We start from the raw sequence: 21,466 nt of genomic DNA, 5'->3' as shown, positions 1-21,466 counted from the left end.
CTCCTGCTAGAGATCCAACACCAGCCGCTCCGATTTCGCCCGCGACACGCAGATCTGCATGACCGTGTTGGACGCCTTCTCGTCGTCGCTGAGAATGACGTCGCGATGATCGGGAATGCCTGAGATCACGCCGCACTGGCAGATGCCGCAATCGCCGCGCTGGCAGTCGTAGAGAACGTCGAGACCGGCGGCCTCCAGCGCCTGGATGATGGTCTGGCCGGCTGCGACGGTGACGACCTGCCCGCTCGACTTGAGCTCGACCTCGAACGGCGCGTCCGGCGTGTTCGGCTGCTCCGCCTTGAACAGCTCGTAATGAATGTGGTCCGGCGCGATGCCCCTGGCCAGCGCCGCCGCTTTCACCGCGTCGATCATGCCCATGGGGCCGCAGACGTAGATGTGGCGGCCGACCGGCACATCGCCGAGCGCTGCCGCAAGATCCAGGCGGGAGGCGTCGTCGTCGTGATGGATGGAGAAGCTGTCCGCGCAGATCTCCTGCAATAGCGGCAGGAACGCCAGCGTCCCGCGCGCGCGGCCGGCATAGTGCAGACGATATGGATTGCCGCGGGCCTTCAGCTCAGCCGCCATCGACAGGATGGGCGTGATGCCGATGCCACCGGCAAACAGCAGCGCGGGCGACGCCTCCTTGTGCAGACCGAAATTGTTGACCGGCGCGGTGGCCCTCACGACATCGCCGACCTTCAGCGCGTGCATGAATTGCGAGCCTCCGGTCGAGGCCTGCTCGCGCAGGACACCAAGCGCCAGAGCCCCGTCGGGAAGCCCCGGCAAGGCCATCAGTGAATATGGCCGGTCGCCTCCGTCAGGGAGCGCCACGCGAACATGTGCGCCCGCCTGCCATTGCGGCGCGGCGCCCGCCTCCACGTCAAACACAAGGCTCCGCACCAGCGGGGTTTCCGCGGACCACGACCTTACCTTGAGCTTGAGCGGATGCACGTCCATCCAGGCATCTCACGATTATATGTATTTGCATATTTTTAGACATGTAATAATTCCATGTCAATCGCCGGATGGGGCCCATATCGCGGCCCGCGGCGAACGCCTGCGCGCCTTCCGCGGCGGGCCGGGAAACCGACCAGGACGGTTCGGGCCGTCAGCGGGTCTCGTTCACATAGTGATGATGCGCGGTCGTCGCGCGGTGCTCGCTGAGCAGCGCCAACGTCCCGGCCTGGTCGTAGGCTTCCTCACGGATGACCAGCACGGCACTCGGCGATCGTAGCCCAAGCAGACGCCGATCCTCCGCGTCCGCGAGCTCAGCCAGCAGCTTTTCGCGGATGGCGGTAATACGAATGCCATAGGCATCGAGCAGGTGAAGATAGAGCAGCGCCGGCACGCGCGCCGCGGAGTGGGGGAAATCCGGGACGCGGCGTGCAACCAGACTGATGCGCGAATGCATGACCGGGACGCGACCGATGCGCCGGATGCGGTGGAGGCAGATCAGCGGCTCTCCGGTGGCTTCCGAGAACAGCGCGGCCTCCTCGGAGCTTGCCGGCCGGATCGCCACGGCCAGCACTTCGGGCACGGAGCGCTGCAGGCTTCCGTTCTCACCGTGCAGCCGGAAATACTGAAAGAAGAAGCGAAGGCTATGCTGCGGCGCGCGACCGGTCACGACCGTTCCGGTCTTGCGACGGCGCACCAGCATGCCGTCGGCCGTCAGGTCCGCCAGCGCGCGGCGGATGGTACCGACCGCAACACCATACCGCGCCGCAAGCGCGACTTCGCCGGGCAGGACCGTACCGGGGGATAATTCCCCAACGAGGATCGCCTCGGCGATCTGCCGCTTGACGTGCTCATACAGCGGAACCGGCAAGCTCGTGGCGCCGCTGGTCGCTGCCTTTGCCTGTTTGCCGGTCACGTATGCCTCATTCTTTGGAATTGACAGCAGTCGGCGTCCATCGTCTATTTCTTTATAGAATATAGAAATGAGCCGCCGCAAATGATTTCGCCTCCATCAAGCCCCCGGCTGGCCGGGCCGCCCCTGGCCGACGGCTTTGCCGAGATCGAACGCACCGCTGAAAGCGCGGTCGATGATCTCGCGCGGATGATTTCGGTGGACACGAGTTTTCCGCCCGGTGCGGGATACGGCGCGTTTGCCGGGCAGATGGAGAGCGTCGTCGCAAGGCTCGGCCTGGAATGCCGGCGCGTCGATGTGCCAGAACAGCTATGGCGCGTCGACGGCGGCCCGGCGCATGGCGCGCGCACCAATCTCATCGCACGCCGCCGCTCCGGCAAGCCGGTGCTGGGTTTGTATTTCCATGTCGATACCGTGCCGGCTTCGCCGGGCTGGACCACCGATCCACTGCGGCTGACGCGCGATGGCGACCGGCTGATCGGCCTTGGCGCCGCCGATATGAAGGGCACCATCGCCGCCGTGCTGCTGGCGTTGCGCGCCGCGGACAGAACCGGCCTGCCGCTCGGCTACGATCCGATGCTGCTGCTCTGCACCGACGAGGAAGCCGGGCTCTATCCCGGCATACGCTATCTCGCCGAACAGGGTTTGCTGGAAGGTCACATCCTCAATTTCAACGGTGCGGCCGCGCCACGCATCTGGGCCGGCTGCTTCGGCCTGTTCACGCTTCTGGTGCGCGTCCAAGGCAGGACAGTTCATGCGAGCGAGGCCGCAAGCGCCGGAGGAGGTGCCAATGCCATCGAGGCCGCCCTGCCGATCCTCAATGCGCTCAACGCATTGAAGCCGGAGATCGCAGGTCGCATCTCCGCCCTGCCCGCCCCGCCGGGTGCGACGCGTCCGCTCGCCGCACAGCTCGATATTTCCGCCGCGCATGGCGGCCAATGCGGCGGCCAGATCCCCTCGCAGTTCGAGATCCTCGTCTGCCGCCGCTACGCGCCGGAAGAGGACTTTTCCGCCGCGCGTCGCGAGATCGAGGATGCCATCCGCAAGGCCGCGCCACAGGCCGAGATTGAGATCGCCCTCACCGGTCATCTGATGCCGACGTCCGATCCGACAGGTCCGCACTGGCCGCGTTGGCAAGAGGCCCTGTCGGCCGGGTTCGGCTACGCTCCCGATGAGTTCGCCAAGTGGGGCGCGACAAGCTGCTCCGACTTCGGCTGGGTGCAAGCCACCGGCATGCAGGAGATCCTGTTGACCGGCCTCGGCCGGCCGGACAGCCGCATTCACGCGCCCGGTGAGTTCACCACGCTCGCCGACATCGTCGCGTTGGCGAAGTCGGTCCTCGCCTATCTCTCCGCCGAATTCCGTTCCGATCTTTCGCCCGAAGCAACCGCCATTCGCTAACTCAGGAGCGTACTCCGATGCTGTCCGTCACCCGCCGCCTCTTCCTTGCCGGGACTGCCATAAGCCTCGTCACCCTTCCCAGGATCGCCGTCGCCGATACCCCCAAGCGTGGTGGCGTGCTGCGGATGTCGCTGGACCAGGCGGCATCGGTGATTCATCCGATGCTGGCGCGGGTCAATCCGGAATATCTCGTCACCGAATTGCTCTACTCCAACCTGACGCGGCTGAAGCCGGACATGACCGTCGAGCCGGACCTCGCGATCTCCTGGGAGCCGAACGAGACGCGGACGGAGTGGACCTTCAAGCTGCGCCCGGGCGTGACATTCCACGACGGCTCGCCGCTGACATCGGAAGATGTCGTCGCCACCATCAACGCCATCCTCGATCCGAAGACCGCTTCCCCCGGCCGAACCAATGTCGGTCCGATCAAGGAGGTCGCCGCGATCGATGCCTTGACCGTCAAGTTCACGCTCTCCGGCGCCTACGCCGACCTGCCGGTGGCTCTCACCTATCTCAACGCGCGTATCGTTCCGGCAAAGGTCATCGCGTCCGATCTCGCCAGCCTTTCGACGACGGCGAACGGCACCGGGCCGTTCAAGCTGGTGTCCTATGAGCCCGACCGGAAGATCGTCGTCGAACGCAACGGCGCCTATTACGACCCGACGAGGCCGTACCTCGACCGCGTGGAATTGCTCGTCTATCCCGATCGCACCGCCGAAGCGTCAGCGATGATGTCCGGCGAGATCGACCTGCTGCTGACGACAACGCCCGGCGAGTATGAGCGGCTTGTGAAGGCCAGCGGCGTCAAGGCATTGCGAACGCCCTCCGGCCAGTTCCTCAATATCAACCTCGGATGCGACCAGAAGCCATTCAACGACATCAGGGTCCGCCAGGCCCTCGCCTTGGCGGTCGATCGCGAGGCCACCGTCGGCTTCGTCGCCGGCGGCTACGGAACGCCGGGCAATGACACGCCGTTGAACTCCGCCTATCATTTCTACAAGAATATCCCGATAAAGAAGCCCGATGTCGCCAAGGCGAAGCAGCTTCTGGCCGAGGCCGGTTATCCCAACGGGATCGACCTGACGCTGATCGCTTCCGACAGGCCGGCCACCCGCACCCAGCTCGGGGTCGCGGTTCGCGAAATGGCCGCGGCGGCGGGCTTCCGCATCAACGTGCAGACGATGCCGCACGCGACCTATCTCGACCAGGTCTGGAAGAAGGGCAATTTTTACGTCGGCTTCTACAACATGCAGCCGACCGCAGATGCGATCTTCAACCTGCTCTACACGTCGAATGCGACCTGGAACGAGACCCACTGGAACAACGCCGAGTTCGACACCATCATCAACGCGGCTCGCGTCGAGACCGACGAGGTCAAGCGCAACGCGCTCTATGCCAAGGCGCAGGAATTGATGAACACGGAAGTCCCTTCGGTGATCTCGGCGTTCTTCGATCTTCTGGCCGCACAGCGCGCCTATGTCGAAGGTTATACGCTGCATCCGCGCGGCTCGGTGTTCCGCCTCGACATGGTCTCGCTCGGCACCGGCGCGCCGAAGCGCGCCTGACACCGGAGATATCGGGTGTCATTCGCCTGGCTCGCGCGCCGTCTGCTGCTGATGGCCTACACTCTCGTCGTGGTCTCGATGCTGGTGTTCGCCATCACGCAGGTCTTGCCGGCCGACGCAGCCCAGTCGCTGCTCGGTGAGAACGCGACGCCGGAAATGCTGGCCGCGCTCAGGGCAAAGCTCGGGCTCGGCGATCCGGCCTGGCAGCAATATCTGCGCTGGGCCGGCCGCGTCTTCAGCGGCGATTTCGGCATCTCGATGCGAACCAGCCAGCCCGTCGGTCCAGATATGCTGACGGCACTGTCGCGTTCGCTGCTGCTCGCGGCGTCCTCCATCCTCGTCACGCTGCTCGTTGCCGTGCCGCTTGGCGTGGTAGCGGCGCTGCGGCATGGCCGGCTCACCGACACGGGCGTGAGCCTGATCGCCTATCTCGGTGTCTCGCTGCCGGAATTCGTCACCGCGACCCTGCTCGCACTCCTGCTGGCCGACACGCTGCACTGGCTGCCGGCAACCGGCTACGTCTCGCTGCCGGAGGATTTTGGCGACGGCATCCGTCACCTGGCACTGCCGGTCCTGACCATCTCGGTGATCCTCATCGCTCACGTGATGCGCATGATGCGCTCCGAGACGCTCGACGTGCTGAAATCGGATTATATCCGCGCCGCACGCTTGAAGGGATTGCCGGAACGCACGGTGTTGTTTCGCCACGCGCTCCGCAATGCGTTGCTGCCGGTGGTGACGATCATCGCGCTTGATGTCGGCTACCTGCTCGGCGGCATCATCGTGATCGAGGAGATTTTTGCCATTCCCGGCATCGGGCGTGCGCTGATGGTCGCCATCACCACGCGCGACCTGCCATCGATCCAGGCAGGCGCGTTGATCATGGCTGCGACCTACGCGATCACCAACACGCTTGCCGACATGACCTACGCCCTTCTCGACCGCCGGATCCGCTATGATTGAGCTGCTCATCCGCCTGGTCAGAAGACCGCAGGGACTTGTCGGCGTCGCGCTGCTGGCGCTCATCGCCATTGCCTGCCTGTTCGGGCCGGCGCTCGCGCCCTATGCGCCGGAGAAGATCGACTTTCTGGGCCGATTTCGCCCGCCGGGCTGGCAGAACTGGCTTGGCGCAGACCAATTCGGCCGCGACATCCTGAGCCGCCTGATGGTCGGCGCGCGTTCGACCGTGCCGATGGCGCTGGTCGCAACCTTCGTCGGCAGCGCAGCCGGCGCCATCATCGGCGTCGGCTCGGCCTATCTCGGCGGCCGCACCGACGAGGCGATCATGCGCACCAACGATGCCGTGATGGCGATCCCCGGCCTTCTGATGGCCCTGCTGCTGGTCTCGACGCTCGGCAACGGCGCCGGCAACGCTGTCGTCGCCATCGCGGTCGCCTTTGCGCCCGGCATGGCGCGCGTGACCCGCTCGGTCGCGCTCAACATCCGCAACCAGGACTACGTCAAGGCAGCCATCGCGCGTGGCGAAAGCGCAGTGTGGATCATCTTCCGCGAGATGCTGCCCAATGTGATGGCGCCGATCGTCATCGAATCCACCATCCGCGTGTCCTTTGCCGTCATGCTGTTCGCAACGCTCAGCTTCCTCGGCGTCGGCGCGCAGCCGCCTGCATCCGAATGGGGGCTTATGGTGGCGGATGCCCGACAATATATGTATCAGGCGCCGTGGGGGCTGATCGCGCCGTCCGCCGCGATCGCGCTCACCGCCATTGCGTTCAACCTCCTGGGCGACGGCCTTCGCGACGCTCTCAATCCGAAGGATGAGCGGTGACCCCGGCGCTTGCCATCAAGAACTACACGCTCGACTACGTCACGGCCGCGGGACCGGTGCGCGTGCTGCACGACATTTCGCTGGAGATCGCCCCCGGTGAAGTGCTGGGCCTGGTCGGAGAATCCGGCTCCGGCAAGAGCTCGCTCGCCTGGGCGCTGATGCGCCATTTGCCGGACAACGCCCGCGAAATCGCGGGCTCCCTGCGTCTCAGCGACACCGACCTTCAGCGCCTGGGCCCGCGCGAGCTGACGAAAATCCGGGGACGCCGGCTCGGCATGGTGTTCCAGGATCCGTCGACCGCCCTCAACCCGACGCTCAGTATCGGGCGGCAGGTGACGGAGACGCTGCTCCAGCATCGCGGGCTCAGCCAGCGCGAGGCGAATGCGCTGGCCGTGGACCTGCTCGGTCATGTCGAGCTGCGCGACCCCGCCGCGATCATGCGGCGCTATCCGCACGAGATCTCCGGCGGTGAAAAGCAGCGTGTCATCATTGCCACGGCATTCGGTTGCCGGCCGGACGTCATCCTGTTCGACGAGCCGACCACGGCGCTCGACGTCATCACCGGCGCACGCATCCTCGCGCTGTTTGCCCGGCTGCGCGAGGAAACCGGCGTTGCCGCGCTCTATATCTCCCACGATCTCGCGCTGGTGACGCGGGTCGCCGACCGCGTCGCGGTCCTCAAACGCGGCCGTTTGGTGGAAGAGGCGCCGGCCGCCGATATTTTCCGCGCGCCACGCCATGCCGATACGAAGGCCCTGGTGCAAGCCGTGCCGCGGCCGGAACGGCGCCTCGTTCACGACAAGCCTGGCGATGACGTTCTTCTCGCAGCGTCGGACATCGAAGTTCATTACGGCCGCGCCAAACTGTTTGGCGATGCACCGCCGCCTGCGACCAGGCGCATCGGCCTCGACGTGCGGGCTGGAGAAATCCTCGGCCTGGTCGGCGAATCCGGGTCGGGCAAATCGTCCATGGCGCGCGCACTCACCGGTCTTGCCCGCTTCTCGGGGAAGGTCCGCTTCGACAATCGCGTGATCACGGGTGCGCGCGACATGAACGCGGCCTATCGCCGCGACGTCCAGATCATCTTCCAGCATCCGGATGCCTCGCTCAATCCACGCCACAAGGTCGGCGAAATCCTGTCGCGGCCGCTCAAACTCTATGGCGGCAGTGCCGCCGAGATTCCCCGCCTTCTCGAGCAGGTTCGCCTGCCGGATTCCTATGCCCGTCGCTGGCCCCACCAGCTCTCGGGCGGCGAGAAGCAGCGAGTCGCCATCGCACGCGCGTTTGCCGCTCGGCCGAAGCTCGTGATCTGCGACGAGATCACCGCGCCGCTGGATGTTTCGGTGCAGGCGCAGATCATCGAATTGCTGCTGGCGCTGCGCGCGGCGACCGGGACCGCCTTCCTCTTCATCACCCACGATCTCAACCTGATCCGTCAGATCGCCCATCGCATCGCCGTGATGCGCCAAGGCGAAATGGTCGACCTGTTGCCGATCGAGGATTTCGACGCAGATCACGTTCATCCCTACACAAGCGAACTGATGGCCGCCTCCCCCGTACCGGTCGGCTGACGACAAGGATTTCTTCCATGGATCACAACGCCCTTCTCGCCCGGATCGACGTGCCCGCGGCCCTCGACCTGCTGTCGCGCATGGTGCAGCAGAAAAGCTACTCCAAGTCGGACGGCGAAAAGCAACTGGCCTCCTTCATGGCCGGCCGCATGCGCGAGATCGGCCTTGCGACCGAGCTCACGCCGTTCGGCAATGAAGGCCGGGTCAACGCCGTCGGCCGCTGGAAAGGGTCGGGTGGCGGCAAGAGCCTGCTGTTCAATGGCCATCTCGACACCAACCCGGTGACCGAGGGCTGGACCGTCGATCCCTGGGCCGGCAAGGTCGATGATGCCTTCATCTACGGCATCGGCGTCTCCAACATGAAGGCCGGTGACGCCGCCTATTTCTGCGCGGTGAAAACGCTGATCGATGCCGGCGTCAAGCTCCGCGGCGACGTCATCCTCACCTACGTGGTCGGTGAGCTGCAGGGCGGCGTCGGCACCTACTCGCTGGTCGAGCAAGGGCTTCGCGCGGACTACTTCATCAATTCGGAGCCGACCGATCTGAAGGCGATGACCATGCACGCCGCGGCGTTCATGTTCATCATCGAGTTGACCGGCAATACCCGCCATCTGTCCAAGCGCGAAGAGGCGGTCGATGCGATCACGGCGGCCTGTGACCTGATCCCGCGCCTCAATGCGATGACATTCTCGGGCGCGCTCTCGCCGGAGCATGAACGGATCAACCGTGTCCATGTCGGCGTCGTCCACGGCGCGCTCGGGCGCGAGCTGCACGAATGGCGTACGCCCCAGGTTGCGGACTTCGTGCGGATCAAGGGTTCGGGCCGCTACGCACCGGGGCAGACCGAGGCCGGCGCCATGGCCGACATGCGCCGCGAGCTCGATGCGCTCGAAGCGCGGTTTCCGGGCCTCAAGGCCGAGATCATGTCGGAGGACCGCGCCGGCGTGCCGACCATGCCGCCCTTCGAGGTGGCGCGCACCAGCCCGATCGTCGCGGCGGTCAACCGCGCCTATCGCACGGTGCGCGGCGAGGACCAGCCGACGGGAGCCGTTGCGCCGAGCTGCTTCTACGGCACCGACGCTGGTCATCTGCACTATTTCGGCGGGATGGAGGGCATCGTCTGCGGTCCCGGCGGCCGTTACAACACCATGCCCGACGAACGCGTCGATATCGTCGACTTCGCCGACATGATCCGCATCTACATGCTCGCCATCCTGGAGATTTGCGGCTGACGAGATGCGCGCCAAGCGCGTACGCGAGCACATGGCCGCGTCGCGTGGGACTGACCTCGATCGGGACCGTCGCTTCAGTGCGACGGCGGGATCAGGGCACGCAGGATGTCCGACTTCCAGGCCTGGCGAGCACTGTCGAAGGCCGCGAAATCGTGGTCGAATTGCCAATAGGCCCACGACCAGCCGAGCCTGTCGGCGCTTCTCGCCACGAACGACAGATATCTCGCGCGACTCTCGGATGGCGCCCGCTCGTAGACCCCGAACTCGCCGAGATAGATGGGGCGCTTCTCTTTCTCGGCCCAGAGACTGATCTTCCTGAAGTCCGCGGCAGCCTTTGCCTCGTCGTCCGGGCTGCCCCAATCGAGTGGCCCGATCCGCGAAAACGTGCGGGACCACGGCGCGCCCTGATGGGTGAATCGTATCGGCGCATAGTAATGAAACGTGACGATGAGATTTCTGTCGCCAGCCGGCAGCGCCAGATCGTCGATTAAAACATCATCCGTGTTGAGAGCAGCGGCAACCACCGGCCGCTCGGGGTTGGTGCGGCGGATGATTTCAAGACATTCGTTGAGGAGCGAATTCCAGCCGGCGGACGTCATCTGTCCACCGGGCTCGTTCAGGACCTCGAACACCAGCGCGGGATATTTTCCGGCATAGCGCTCGGCGATCTGCCGCCAGAACGTCCTCAGTTTTTCGCCGCATCCGGAAACGTCGCTTTGGCAGACATGGGTATCGTGCTCGTCGAGGACGGGGATGAGATTGCGCGCGAGAACGTCCTCGATGACGGCGTCAAGCCGCCTCAGGACGATCTCGTCGAGCACGTTCGCCTCGCCCATGAACTTGAAGCCGAAGAAATTGATCCGGACGTGCGAGAATCCCGCCCGCTTGATGGCCGTCAGATTGTCGAGGCGGAATGGCGCATTCCGACCGCCTTCCCAAATCCCGTCATAGCCAAGAATATTGATGCCGCGTCCCAATTTCGGCAGGTCGCGGGACGCGCCCTGCTCGGCCGAACGAGCATGCGAGAGCAGTGACGTCAGGAGCAATACCGCGCCCAGGAAACTGAGGCTTCTCGGCCAGCGAGCGCGAATCGCGATCATCTTGCTTCCATTCCAGAGATCAGAGATCGGTCTGCGGCACCGGCCTGCACGTCGTGAAGAAGAACGACACCAGCAGCACCGACGTGAACATCGTCGACCGAAGGAACGTCGTCTCCGTAAAATTGGTCTGAAAGCTGAGAACGACAAAGCCGATGATGAGGGCGCAGTGCGACCGGTCAATCGCGCGCGCCGAAATCAGATGGAGAACCTTGCTTGAGAACAGAAGGACGCTTCCCGCGAAAAGCACGTAGCCCAGAAATCCCGTTTCCATCAGGATCGCGATATAGCCGCTGTGATAATTGTCGAGCACCCAGCCGTGGTTCTGCTCGAAATAATCGTAGATCGACGGGACGGTCCAGAATCCGTTGATCCCGAAGCCGAGCAGCGGGGCGTCGTCGAAATGGCTGATGGCGTAGTGCCAGATGAAAGTCCGCTCGGTCAGGTCAATGGCGGCATCGCCGACATGGATCGCGTCATAACCCGTCGCGTAGAAATAGACGATCAGCGCGCCGGCCAGCAGACACATGACGAACGGCAGGATCGCATAAAGTCTCATGCAGGTGACGGACCGCATCGAGGTCACGAGCAGTGCACAGGCGGCCAGGGCCACAGCACCCGCGCCTCGCGATTCCGACGCGAGGACACATGTTGAGGCCAGAAGGAACATCGCGAGAAAGACCAGCCATCCCTGCCCCCTCATCTTCAGATAGCAGGCGAAGAACATCAGATAGGCGCCGACGAAACCGAGCGTCTGCTTCGATTCATAGACGCCCTGCCATTGACCATTGTGCATCCAGCTATGGTCTATCCCGATATCGGGCACGGCAAGCGCGCAGAACGCCGATGCGGCGACCAGTATGAAGAGCCCAAGGGCCGTGGCCCTGACGACCTCGTCCATGTCGATACGGGTGATCAGGCAGAATGCGCCGAAGGTCGTCATCGCAAGCGCCGCGCTCTTCATGATCGCTGCGGCATTCAGGCTGGTCCAGAACACGGAGATGACGGCGAAGGTGTAGAATGCGACCAGCGCGATCAAATCGGGATTGAATTGCAGACGCAGGCGCGGGCGCACGAATGCACTTGCATAAATCAGGACGACCCACATCAGGATCGCGACGGCCTGTTGGAGATAGGTCAGCTCGGTCGGTAGCAGCGCCGTATTGAAGGTGCCCATCGACGCGACCACATTGACGGTGATCGAGCAGCCGATGGCGGCCCTGGCCATCTTCTCCACGCCAACGCTGCGCGTCTTCCAGATCGCGCTCCCGGGTGCCCCGGAATCCACCTCGGTCTGCAGGCTGGCCATGAGTTGACCTTCCTTAATCGCGGTTAATTATTTGCTAGCGCGGGCTCGACCTCGATGCGCACGGCCGCGGGATCTTAAGAGTTCGGTAACGATACGAGCCAGCTTCGAGGCATTAATGCAAATCGTACCCCGTCGGTATCTCGCTCCTCACTCCCCTGCTATAAACCTTGGCTCCGGCCCGATCGACCATTTCCCGAGTTAGATCATTTTCCTGGTTACGCATGACTACGTCTGGCAACCACTTCGATATCACCGTCGAGCCGGCATTCGACTTCCTGTCTCCGGAATATGCAGCGCTGTTCGCCGGCTCGGCCGCCACCGCATTCCAGCATCCGCTCTGGCTGAACAGCCTCTACACCAGGCTCGCGTCTCATGCCGGGGCAACCGCTCTGGTTGTCGTGGCTCGCCACCGCGCGACGGGTGCCCTTGCGATGGTGTTGCCCCTGCTCCGGATCCGGCGCGGGCCAATCCGGACCGTCGAATTCGCCGACCTCCGCGTCTCCGACTATCTTGCGCCCGTTTGCAGTCCGGAGGTGTTTTCCGGGCTGCTCAGGGATGCGGACGCATGTGCGGAGATTCGGCATCTCGTCCACCCCTTCGACCTGCTCCGAATGACCAAGCTGCCGGACGGGCGGCTTCCGATCGAGAACCTGCTGGCTGCACCGCGCCGGGTGGCGATGGACACCAATGCCTACGCCACCGTCCTCGTCGCGCCATTCGAGCAATGGCGGGCCAGTGCACTGGATCGCTCCTATCAGAAGGAGCTCGCCAAGAAATATCGCCAGCTCCAGAAGAAGGGTGTGCTGAGCTTCGCATGCTGCGATGACAGCGTCTCCGTCCTCGACACGCTGGACGTGATGAGGAAATTCCGCGGTCCGCGGTTTCAGTCGCAAGGCGACGGCGACCTGCTTCAGCGCCCGGAATATTACGACTTCTATTCCGACGTGGCGGTCCGCGGTCTCGGCGCGTTCGTGCGGCTCTATGCCATGAAGATGGATGGCCAGGCGATCGCCGCCGTGCTCGGACTGCACCATCGCGACAGCTTCCTCGTCATCATGAGCGCCTTCGATATCGACGGGTACAAGAGCCAGTCCCTGGGCGCGCTGATGTTCGAGCAGGTGGCGAGGGATTGCATCGAACGCGGGGACCAGATGCTCGACTTCACCATCGGTGACGAGCCCTACAAGAAATTGTTCGGCGCGCAGCCCTCGCCGATGTGGGCGGTTGCGCAAGCCGGCAGCACCACAGGCGCAATCTCCCTGTTCGCCCTGAAGCAGGCGCCCTGGCTCAAACTGGCGGCGAAGCGACTGTCGGAGTTCAGGCTCTCGCCAACCCGCACCTCAACGCCCACGCGCTGAGGCGCCGACGAGCGCCCCTCAGGCCCGCAGTGCGCTTCGCACCTGCGCGAGCCAGCCTGGCCGCATTTGGTCGACCCGATGGGTGATCCTGCGCCGCAGGAAGTGAAGGCGCCGCCGCACATTCCAGCTGATGTCGTCGCGTGACGTCAGCGCCTGGCGGAAGCGCGCCATTTTGAGCGATTGCTGGTCTGCCGCGATCTTGTCGGGATCGGAATAGAACTCCGCGATCTTCTCTTGGCTCATGCCCTCGGTCATGAGCCAGCGCGGCGCATATTCGGTGCAGAGACGCTCGACATCCACCAGCAGTCGGGCAACGCCGGTGCCGGCGGCAGGACAGTTGGTCTGGAACGCATCGCCGATGATCACTATTCCGGGCTGGAGGTGTCCTTCGACGATGGACAGGTCCATCACCCAGTTCTGAACCCGGTCTGTCACGCGGAAATCGCCGAGGAAGGGCTGCAATCCCGGCAGCAACCGCTGAAGCGTCGCTTCCGTATCACGCCGCAGATCGCGCATGACCGGATCGGTCGGATCGCGAAACATGAAGAGATTGGCCCGCATGCCGGCGCGGACCGGAAACAGGCTGAGATAGTCGACGCCGTCTGCCGTGCGCTCGCCGTAGCAGGTCAGCGCCTCGAAATCGAACGGTGTGCCATCCGTGCGGGCAATCGTGAAGCCGAACGAAACCGAATGGCGCTCGGCCAGCACACGCCGCTTGATACCGAGCTTGTAACCGAGTGCGCCCGCCATGCCCGTCGCGAGAACGACGAGGCGCGCGTCGATGCGCCGTCCGGACGCAAGTTCGAGATGCTGGATATCGTCGCTACAGCCGATAGCGGTGACGTCGTCAACGATCAGACTCGACGGATCAGGCAACTGGCTGCGCGCCATCGCAACGAGATCGGCATAGGGAAGCCCATAAGCCTGGCTGACGCTGACATCGACCACCTTGCCTTCCCTGACATTGAGCACACGGTCGTATCGACAAGCGGCGTTCGCGAGAGCATCGATGAAGCCGAGCCTGCGGAACATCTGCAATTGCGGGCCGCCGATCTTCTCGACCCGAAACTCATCCGGATGAACCGCGCGCTTGTCGACGAGCACAACATGATGCCCTGCCCGCGCCAGAACGGCCGCCGCAAGCGAACCCGCAAGGCCGCCGCCGACGATCGCGATCTCAGCGACGATCGTTGCGGTCCCCGCTGCGGCGATCGGCTCGGTCACGGTGATGTCCGCCGTCATGGTCCAGGCTCCCGAGGGTTAACGGCGGTTCCGCTATTATCCCGAAGTGCAATTATCCCGCCTGATGTCGCATCGCAGGGCCAAGCGCGATCATTTCCGTCGATCGAGGTTAATGAACCGATGAACGGATCTCGCCGGGCGACGTCCCGGCACGCGTCTTGCTCAGGATGGTCGACGACGTCAGGACTTCGGCAATGCCACGGTGGAATGCATGGCGGTTCCTCATCCGCGCGGGATCACATCGCTGTTCGATCACAGCCGCGCTTTGCTCGATCCGGGACAACTGGACGAAGGTGTTTCACGGTGACGCACCCGGCCCATCGCCAGGCTCGTCAGCGACCAACAGGCCTCGGAAGGCCGCCCATTAACACTCGCGATTTCTCGACATGCTAGGCTCTCGCCGGTATCTAAACATGTCTCTTCAGGGGAGAGCTGCCCCTTAAACCTCCATGATCAAATCCATCATCCAGTTCATGCGGCGCGACGTGACGCGCGGTGTTGCCGGGACCATCCTCCTCAAGGTTGGCAGCGGCGCGCTTGCGTTCGCGTTGTTCTCGCTCGCGGCACGGACGATGTCGCCCGATGGATTCGGCATCTTTGCGACCTGGCTTTCGGTTGCCCAGATCGCAGCGGTGGTGGGACTGGTCGGCCAGGAATCCCTCCTGGTGCGTTTCCTGAACGAGTATCACGTCGGAGACAGGCCCGACCTCACCAAGGGTGTCCTGCTGTCGAGCTTCAGGATTGCCTCCGTCGCGATGCTGATCGCGATCGCCGCAGTCGCATTGGTCGCGAGCTTGCGGGGCGATGGGTGGCTGCTGATCCTCGCGGTGTCGGCCTATACCGCCGTGAGTGCCGGGCTGATGCTCGGCAGCCAGATCGCGCGCTCACTGGTCAGCATTCTCATGGGCGAAGGAAACCGCGAGTTCTTCTGGCGGGTCATCGTCGTCCTGTTTCTGCTTGCCATGTTGTTCGGTCATCGGCAGCTCGATCCCGCCGAACTGATCGCCGTGATGACGATCGCGATGTCGGTGGGCCTCGGCGCCCAAATCATTGCGATCGCGCGAGCGCTGCCGGATTTCCGCGGCACACCGGCGCGTTCCGAGACGTCGCGCTGGAGATCGAGCGCGCTTCATTTCTGGGTCGCGTCGATCCTCGAGGCGGCAAACCAGTATTTCGACGTCATCCTGGTCTACTGGTTGCTGGATCCGGCGACCGCCGGAATCTATTTCGCGGCTTCGCGCCTTGCCAACATCTTCGCCATGCTGTCGGCTGCGCTCTACAGTTTCGGCGCGCGCCGGCTTCCCTCGCTGTACTTCAGCAAGAACCACGAGGAGTTCGAGCGAACGTTGCAGCTCATGGCGGAGGTGACCGCACTTTGCGTGGCCGGCGGACTCCTCCTGATCTGGATCGGCAGTCCGTATCTGCTCAACCTGTTCGGCCCCCATTTCGCCGCGCAGCACTGGGTGCTGATCGTGCTTGCGATCGGGACGGCATTCCAGGCAGCGGGCGGTCCATCCGCGGCGATCTTGCAGCTCACCGGCCATGAGCGCATCTACGTGCCCGTCGTCGCGGCGAACGTGGCGCTGCGGCTGGTCGGATTTCTCGTGCTGATCCCCTGGCTCGGCGTGCTTGGCGCTGCGATCTCGGCGACCGTGTCGCTGGCGCTCGCGACCATCGCGCTCAACATCCTCTGCCGGCGGCGAACCGGGGTCGATCCCTCAATTCTCGTGATTTTGCGCTTCTCGGCATCGAAGCGCGGCGCCTATGCGGTTCGCGGCGCCGACTCCGGCGACTAGGCGCCGATCAACCGGTCAAGCCGAGCACTTCACCGCGACGCTGAGCCGAGGGATCGGCAGGCACGCGATTGACGACGATCCCGGTCGGCACGCCGCCGAAGCGGGAGAGCGCCGCCGTCACCCTGCGCATGGCGGCTGAATCGACGGCGTCCTCGCGCGCGACCAGCATGATCAGATCGGCGTGAGCAGCCAGCGCCGCCGCCTCCGGCTGCAAGGCCAGAGAGCTTGCGTGGACGACGATCAGATCGAACTCCGAACGGATGTCTTCCGCGGGCGACAGTCCGGGCCCCTTGCCGGCACTCAGAAGCGCATCGACACCGGGAAAGCTTGCTGTGGTCGTGCCGTCCGCGTGCCCTCTCGCCTGTCCGGCCCCGGCACCGCCGAGGTCCGGCTCGACCCGGATCAGGACGCTCAGCTTCCCCCTGTTCACCGCCCACCGGTTCAGCGATCGGGCGACGGTGTTGCCGCCGGCGCGCTTGCCGACCGACATCACGAGGGCGACCTTGCCCCGCTGTGCCGGCAATTTCTCCAGCCTGTCGAACAGCGGGCGCAGATAAGGACCGAGATCGAGTTCAGCCGTCGCGGACACGGGACCTTGCCAGATGTTTCTGGGAGCATCGCCCGGTACGAGATCGGGAATGCGGGCCCACAGGGGCGGACGTGGCCACGCCGGCGCAGGCTGGCGCGGTGCCGGATCGGGCGCACGAACTTCTTCAACGGCCTTGTCGGATCCGCGGCCGGTGGCGACGACGACCGCCGTCGACGTCAGCAGCGAGCCGATCGCGAGCGCGGCGAGCAGCAGGGGGAGCGGCGGAAGGGTCGAGCGCAGCGGCGGAATGGCGGAGGACGCGATCTTGGTCTGGGAGCTCTGCAGGAGACGCTGCTCGTTTGTCGTCTTCGAACGCGACAGGAATTGCTCGTAGATGTTCCTGTTGGCTTCGGCGTCGCGCTGCAATTCCTGGAGCTTCACCAGCGCCTGACCGTCGACCAGCAGCTGCGATTCCGCCGCCTTCATCTGGCTCTCCAGCGCCTTCTGCTGATCGCGCTGGGCCTCATATTCCGACTTGGCGGTGTCGATGCCCTTGGTCCGCTCGACCTCGATCTGCCTGTTGAGATCGTTCAGCTGGCTGTACGACATGACGAGGTCGGGATGGCGATCGCCGAACACCGCACGCTTCTGCGCGATCTGATCGTTGAGCGCGGAACGCTGTGCGCGCAGGGCGCTGAGCAGATCCTGCCTGGCGGGAGCCTCGACATTCGCCTTCACGTCGCGCTGCACCTGCTCGTAGCGCGCTTTCGCCTCTTCGGTCCGGGCACGCGCGGCAGAAACCTGCTGCGACAATTCGGTCACGCGCAATTGCTGGGTCGTGGAGTCCTTGCCGGCGTTGACGATCCTGTGCTCGAGCTTGAACCCGGCGACGGCATCCTCCGACGCCTTCAGCCGGTCGTTCAACGTCTTGAGCCGGCTGCTCAGCCAGTCGGCGGCCTCGTCGGTCGCATCGGTGCGGATACTTCTCTGGCCCGCGACGAACGCCTCGGCGATCGCATTGGCATAATAGGCCGCCCGCTCCGGCCGGTTCGAGGTGAAGCGAATGGCGATGACGTAGGTCAGCCCACGGCGGGAAATATCGAGACGGTTGCGGAACCTCTCGAGCAGGCGCGCGGGATCGGTGTGTCCCCCGGAAATGTCTTCATCATCCTGAACCCTGAGCTGCTCGATCAGCGGCTTGAGGAAGCCGTCGGACTTCGCCACTTCGACCAGGCTTTGCAGTGCGGCGCTGTCCTGCCCGATGCCCGGCAGAACGTCCTGTTCGGTGGTGATACGTTGCTCGCGGGGATCGACGACGACCAGCGCGGTTGCGGCAAATCGAACCGGGATCACCAGGAGAACGACGACGCCGAGGGCGAAGATCGCGAGCGCGAGCGTCAGGATGCGGCGGGCATTGTCCCGCATGAAAGAGAGCGCGCCTGCGGCGGTGAGCACGCCGCCAAGGCGCGCCGCGGTTCCGCGCGCCTCGTCGTTCGACGCAGTCTGAGTCTGCCACGACGCGGAGACACCGGTCGATCCGGAACTTGTCGGCTCTGCGCGGCGACCGAACGTCATGGACTTTACTCGGATTCAACTGGCGAACACTGTTCAGTGGCCTGAGCTACCGTAAATATCTATGGTTAATCGGCAGTTACTCCGCCCTCCGCGCAATCATGACCAACTGGTTAACGCGCGCGTCTCGCGCCATCGGGAATCATCGAAATTGCCCTGCGAAAGATGCCGTTGCGGCAGCCAGCGCATTAACTCCGTTTGTCGCTAGTCAGTGTCCGCGCGATGCTCGCATGGTAGGTACCGGGTTAAGAAGGTGAGCGTTTCATTAGCAGGTCGGAAGTCGTGCTCCATTACCAGCCAGGCGCAGAACCGGGCGATGCACCGAAGCTGCCTTCGACCGCAGCAGCCTCCGCAAGACCGGACAGCGGCAGACCAAAGCCGCACGTGCTTCTCATCCAGACCCAAGCCGAGAACGCGGGCGCGCAGGAGATCTCCAGGCTGCTCGGCGCCGGCCTGACCGCGCGCGGCTACCGTGTCACCAATCTGTTCTTCTTCCGCAAATCGGCGTCCTTCGATGAGCCGCCGGATACGCTCTACTGCGCATCGCGCCGGCCGGGAAACCCGCTGGCCTTGCTGCGAATGCTGTGGACGCTCGGCCGTCATATCAGGACCATCAAGCCCGATGCCCTTCTGACCTTTCAGCATTTCGGCAACGTCATCGGCGCAGGCACGTCCCGCCTCGTCAGCCGCGCCCCAATCGTCGCTAATCAGGTCTCCTCCGCGCTGTCGATGAGCTGGCCGGTCCGCACCGCCGACATCGTCATGGGCAGCCTCGGCTTCTTCGACCGCATCACGCTCAATTCGCAGGACATGCAGCGCGAATATTCGCGCTACCCCGCGGCCTATCGCTCGCGCATGATACATGTCCCGCACGGCTTCGACGACAAGGCCCTCACCCTGTCGAAGGACGCGGCACGACAGACATTCAATCTGCCGCCGGACCGCATCCTGCTCGGCTGCGCCGCGCGGCTGCATCCGCACAAGCGGCTCGATGCCGCGATACGGCTGCTGCCTGATCAGCCATCCTGGCACCTTGCGCTGGCCGGCCAGGGCGACGACGAGGCCCGGCTGAGGCAGCTGGCAAATGACTTGAACGTCTCGGACAGGCTGCATCTGCTCGGGGAAATCCCCCCGCGCCGGATGGCGGACTTTCTCGCTTCTCTCGACGTCTTCGTGTTTCCGACGCAGGCCGAGACCTTTGGTCTCGCCGCGGTCGAGGCCGCAAACGCCGGTGTCCCCTCCGTCGTCACCGATCTACCCGTCCTGCGCGAGGTGTTGTCCTTCGAAGGAAGACCGACCGCCCTCTTCGTCGATGCCTCCGATCACGCAAAACTGTCGGCGGCCGTCTCAAGACTCCTGACCGACCAACCGCTGAGCAACGAACTGCGGCAAACCGCCAAAGGCCTCAGGTTGCGCTATTCAGTGGATGCGATGGTGGAGGAATACATTCGAATTCTCGACCAAGTCATTTGACCTGATACGCTGAAATAGATTGGCTCGACATGATCATCGAGTTTCGCTGTGAAATTGACCACGCGCGGCAATGGATGGGCCGCGATACGCTGTCGATCGACGGCCGCGACGTTCCGGTGCAAATCGCATGGACGACGACAGCGGAGCCGCGGCCGGCAGGTCTCGACGCGCTGTTCGGGCTCGAACGCATGGTGCTGCGCAAGGGCAAACCCGGCGGCGCCGACAGGCTGACGCGCATTCCGGACCAGACGCAGGCTCGCGCCGGCACGGCCGATGTGATCGTCGATTTCACGACCGCCGCACGGGATCCCGACCGTTCGGCCAAACTGTATCTCCGCCCGCTGTTCAATGGCGCCACAGGCGAGAACGCTGCGCTCGCCGCCATTCTGGCCGGCGACCTTCCGGTGATCGAGATCGTCAACGAGGTCGACGGCGCGGTCCTCGATCGCGGCCACCCGTCAGCAGAGATTGCGGCGGGCCTGAGCGGTGCGCTTGAAACGGTCATGGCGCGAACCCTGACCATGGTGGCAGCCATCCTGTCGGGACGGCCGCGCATTCTGCCACAGCTCGCGCGTCCCGCCGGTGCAACGAGCCACCGTGGACCTGTCGGCTACGTCGCACGCGGCCTCGCCGTGTCGATCGCCAAGGAGATCTATCGCCTCTGCTGCTATGCGCCGCATTGGCACATCGGATGGCGCTTCAACGACAATGCCGGCGTCTGGCAGACGGGCGATCTCTCGGGGCCGGGCTGGAACGTCCTCGCCGATCCCGGAAACCACTTCTACGCCGATCCTTTCCCCATCACATGGCGCGGACGAACATTCGTCTTCTTCGAGGATCTCGATCACCGCGTCGGCAAGGGCATCATTTCGGCCATCGAGTTCGGTGACACCGGGCCGGTCGGAAACGTCGTGCCCGTGCTGGAGGAGACCTGGCATCTCTCCTATCCCTTCCTGCTCGAGGACGATGGCGAGTTGTGGATGATCCCGGAGAGCTCGCTCCACGGCGACGTCGCGCTCTACAAATGCGTCCGGTTTCCGGACAAATGGGAGCGGCACGTAACGCTGCTGTCGGGCCTCGAACTGGCCGACGTGACGATCACGCGGCACAACGGCCTGCACTATTTGTTTGGCGCCTGGCGCGACGGAACCGGCGGCTATTCGGATTCGCTTGCGATCTACTACGCCGAACACCTGCTCGGCCCCTGGCTGCCCCATGCCAGCAATCCGGTCCTGATCGATCGCGCGAGCGCGCGACCGGCGGGGAATTTCGTCACCATCAATGACAGGCTGTGGCGCCCGGTGCAGGATTGTGCCGACGGTTATGGCGCAGCGCTCGGGCTTGCGGAAGTCGTCGAGCTGTCGCCGACGACGTTCAGGCAGATCGTCCGCCACTCGCTGAAGCCCGGCCCGGCATGGCCCGGCCGGAAGCTGCACACCCTGAACCGCTGCGGCCGGCTGGAGGTGATCGACGGCTCGCGCGTTCAGCCGAAGACGCGTGCCTTCGCGCGCCAACTCCCATCGGCCGTCTTGCCTGCGCGAACCCGTCCATTCACCGCCTGCTGAAGCGCGTCCCGCGCACGACGCATTGCTCGCCTGGGCGCGAGCGATGTTCAATTCGAGCGGGATTCGTGGCAGACAGGAGCGAGTGATGCCCCCGCACGGAGAT

16 protein-coding genes are annotated in these 21,466 nt (G+C 64.3%); 10 read left to right on the top strand and 6 right to left on the bottom strand.

The window, feature by feature from the left end:
• Positions 1–6 precede the first annotated feature (6 nt).
• Together B5V03_RS24970 and B5V03_RS24965 are read right to left on the bottom strand one after the other, a co-directional pair.
• A complete protein-coding gene (locus B5V03_RS24970) occupies positions 7–957 on the bottom strand; it encodes a PDR/VanB family oxidoreductase (protein WP_129273032.1) in 951 nt (316 codons plus the stop codon).
• A gap of 151 nt (positions 958–1,108) precedes the next feature.
• Entirely contained in the window at positions 1,109–1,870 is a 762-nt protein-coding gene (locus tag B5V03_RS24965) for a GntR family transcriptional regulator (RefSeq protein ID WP_129273031.1), read from the bottom strand.
• Between the two features lie 81 nt (positions 1,871–1,951).
• On the opposite strand from B5V03_RS24965, the gene B5V03_RS24960 reads away from it, so the two are divergent.
• Genes B5V03_RS24960 through B5V03_RS24935 form a run of 6 tightly spaced genes read left to right on the top strand, consistent with a single transcriptional unit; the run spans position 1,952 to position 9,422 of the window.
• Positions 1,952–3,268, top strand: a complete 1,317-nt coding sequence (locus tag B5V03_RS24960) for a M20 family metallopeptidase (protein WP_129273030.1) — start codon at positions 1,952–1,954, stop codon at positions 3,266–3,268.
• A gap of 17 nt (positions 3,269–3,285) precedes the next feature.
• Positions 3,286–4,833 (top strand): ABC transporter substrate-binding protein, encoded by a 1,548-nt coding sequence (locus tag B5V03_RS24955; RefSeq protein WP_129273029.1) that lies wholly within the window; start codon positions 3,286–3,288, stop codon positions 4,831–4,833.
• Between the two features lie 15 nt (positions 4,834–4,848).
• Entirely contained in the window at positions 4,849–5,796 is a 948-nt protein-coding gene (locus B5V03_RS24950; protein ID WP_129273028.1) for an ABC transporter permease, read from the top strand.
• Entirely contained in the window at positions 5,789–6,619 is an 831-nt protein-coding gene (locus tag B5V03_RS24945; RefSeq protein ID WP_129273027.1) for an ABC transporter permease, read from the top strand. Before B5V03_RS24950 ends, B5V03_RS24945 begins: the two co-directional genes overlap by 8 nt.
• Positions 6,616–8,190: a nickel ABC transporter ATP-binding protein NikE gene (nikE, locus tag B5V03_RS24940; RefSeq protein ID WP_129273026.1), complete on the top strand. Its 1,575-nt coding sequence runs from the start codon at positions 6,616–6,618 to the stop codon at positions 8,188–8,190. The genes B5V03_RS24945 and nikE overlap by 4 nt, the downstream gene beginning before the upstream one ends.
• Positions 8,191–8,207: 17 nt before the next feature.
• Entirely contained in the window at positions 8,208–9,422 is a 1,215-nt protein-coding gene (locus B5V03_RS24935) for a M20 family metallopeptidase (RefSeq protein WP_129273025.1), read from the top strand.
• Between the two features lie 74 nt (positions 9,423–9,496).
• Here B5V03_RS24935 and B5V03_RS24930 read toward each other — a convergent pair whose 3' ends face one another.
• The gene (locus B5V03_RS24930; RefSeq protein ID WP_129273024.1) at positions 9,497–10,522 is read right to left on the bottom strand and encodes a glycoside hydrolase family 5 protein; all 1,026 of its coding nucleotides are present in this window, start codon (positions 10,520–10,522) and stop codon (positions 9,497–9,499) included.
• Positions 10,523–10,541: 19 nt separating this feature from the next.
• A complete protein-coding gene (locus B5V03_RS24925; protein ID WP_129273023.1) occupies positions 10,542–11,828 on the bottom strand; it encodes an O-antigen ligase family protein in 1,287 nt (428 codons plus the stop codon).
• A 221-nt stretch (positions 11,829–12,049) separates the two neighbouring features.
• On the opposite strand from B5V03_RS24925, the gene B5V03_RS24920 reads away from it, so the two are divergent.
• Complete coding sequence (locus tag B5V03_RS24920; RefSeq protein ID WP_129273022.1) at positions 12,050–13,186, top strand: GNAT family N-acetyltransferase; 1,137 nt, start codon at positions 12,050–12,052, stop codon at positions 13,184–13,186.
• Between the two features lie 18 nt (positions 13,187–13,204).
• Here B5V03_RS24920 and B5V03_RS24915 read toward each other — a convergent pair whose 3' ends face one another.
• Entirely contained in the window at positions 13,205–14,428 is a 1,224-nt protein-coding gene (locus B5V03_RS24915; protein WP_129273021.1) for an FAD-dependent oxidoreductase, read from the bottom strand.
• A 449-nt stretch (positions 14,429–14,877) separates the two neighbouring features.
• Here B5V03_RS24915 and B5V03_RS24910 point away from each other — a divergent pair, with 449 nt between their 5' ends.
• Positions 14,878–16,224: a lipopolysaccharide biosynthesis protein gene (locus B5V03_RS24910; protein WP_129273020.1), complete on the top strand. Its 1,347-nt coding sequence runs from the start codon at positions 14,878–14,880 to the stop codon at positions 16,222–16,224.
• A gap of 7 nt (positions 16,225–16,231) precedes the next feature.
• On the opposite strand, the gene B5V03_RS24905 is transcribed toward B5V03_RS24910, so the two are convergent.
• On the bottom strand, positions 16,232–18,328 hold the full coding sequence (locus tag B5V03_RS24905; RefSeq protein ID WP_129273019.1) for a GumC family protein: 2,097 nt from the start codon (positions 18,326–18,328) through the stop codon (positions 16,232–16,234).
• 279 nt (positions 18,329–18,607) lie between these two features.
• On the opposite strand from B5V03_RS24905, the gene B5V03_RS24900 reads away from it, so the two are divergent.
• Positions 18,608–19,798 carry a glycosyltransferase family 4 protein gene (locus B5V03_RS24900; protein WP_129273018.1) on the top strand — a complete coding sequence of 397 codons (1,191 nt, stop codon included), beginning with the start codon at positions 18,608–18,610 and terminating at the stop codon, positions 19,796–19,798.
• Between the two features lie 29 nt (positions 19,799–19,827).
• Positions 19,828–21,363 (top strand): glucosamine inositolphosphorylceramide transferase family protein, encoded by a 1,536-nt coding sequence (locus B5V03_RS24895; RefSeq protein WP_129273017.1) that lies wholly within the window; start codon positions 19,828–19,830, stop codon positions 21,361–21,363.
• The last annotated feature ends 103 nt before the right edge of the window (positions 21,364–21,466 follow it).

This window comes from Bradyrhizobium betae, from assembly GCF_004123905.1.
GTDB lineage: Bacteria > Pseudomonadota > Alphaproteobacteria > Rhizobiales > Xanthobacteraceae > Bradyrhizobium > Bradyrhizobium betae_A.
Note: the sequence above shows the minus strand (reverse complement) of the source record. Positions and strands in the feature narration are given on the sequence as shown.

Coding starts and splice junctions, on each gene's coding strand:
- B5V03_RS24945 (WP_129273027.1), top strand. CDS start 5,789: ATGATTGAGCTGCTCATCCGCCTGGTCAGAAGACCGCAGGGACTTGTC.
- B5V03_RS24960 (WP_129273030.1), top strand. CDS start 1,952: ATGATTTCGCCTCCATCAAGCCCCCGGCTGGCCGGGCCGCCCCTGGCC.
- B5V03_RS24915 (WP_129273021.1), bottom strand. CDS start 14,428: ATGACGGCGGACATCACCGTGACCGAGCCGATCGCCGCAGCGGGGACC.
- B5V03_RS24925 (WP_129273023.1), bottom strand. CDS start 11,828: ATGGCCAGCCTGCAGACCGAGGTGGATTCCGGGGCACCCGGGAGCGCG.
- B5V03_RS24920 (WP_129273022.1), top strand. CDS start 12,050: ATGACTACGTCTGGCAACCACTTCGATATCACCGTCGAGCCGGCATTC.
- B5V03_RS24905 (WP_129273019.1), bottom strand. CDS start 18,328: ATGACGTTCGGTCGCCGCGCAGAGCCGACAAGTTCCGGATCGACCGGT.
- B5V03_RS24935 (WP_129273025.1), top strand. CDS start 8,208: ATGGATCACAACGCCCTTCTCGCCCGGATCGACGTGCCCGCGGCCCTC.
- B5V03_RS24970 (WP_129273032.1), bottom strand. CDS start 957: ATGGACGTGCATCCGCTCAAGCTCAAGGTAAGGTCGTGGTCCGCGGAA.
- B5V03_RS24910 (WP_129273020.1), top strand. CDS start 14,878: ATGATCAAATCCATCATCCAGTTCATGCGGCGCGACGTGACGCGCGGT.
- B5V03_RS24895 (WP_129273017.1), top strand. CDS start 19,828: ATGATCATCGAGTTTCGCTGTGAAATTGACCACGCGCGGCAATGGATG.
- B5V03_RS24930 (WP_129273024.1), bottom strand. CDS start 10,522: ATGATCGCGATTCGCGCTCGCTGGCCGAGAAGCCTCAGTTTCCTGGGC.
- B5V03_RS24955 (WP_129273029.1), top strand. CDS start 3,286: ATGCTGTCCGTCACCCGCCGCCTCTTCCTTGCCGGGACTGCCATAAGC.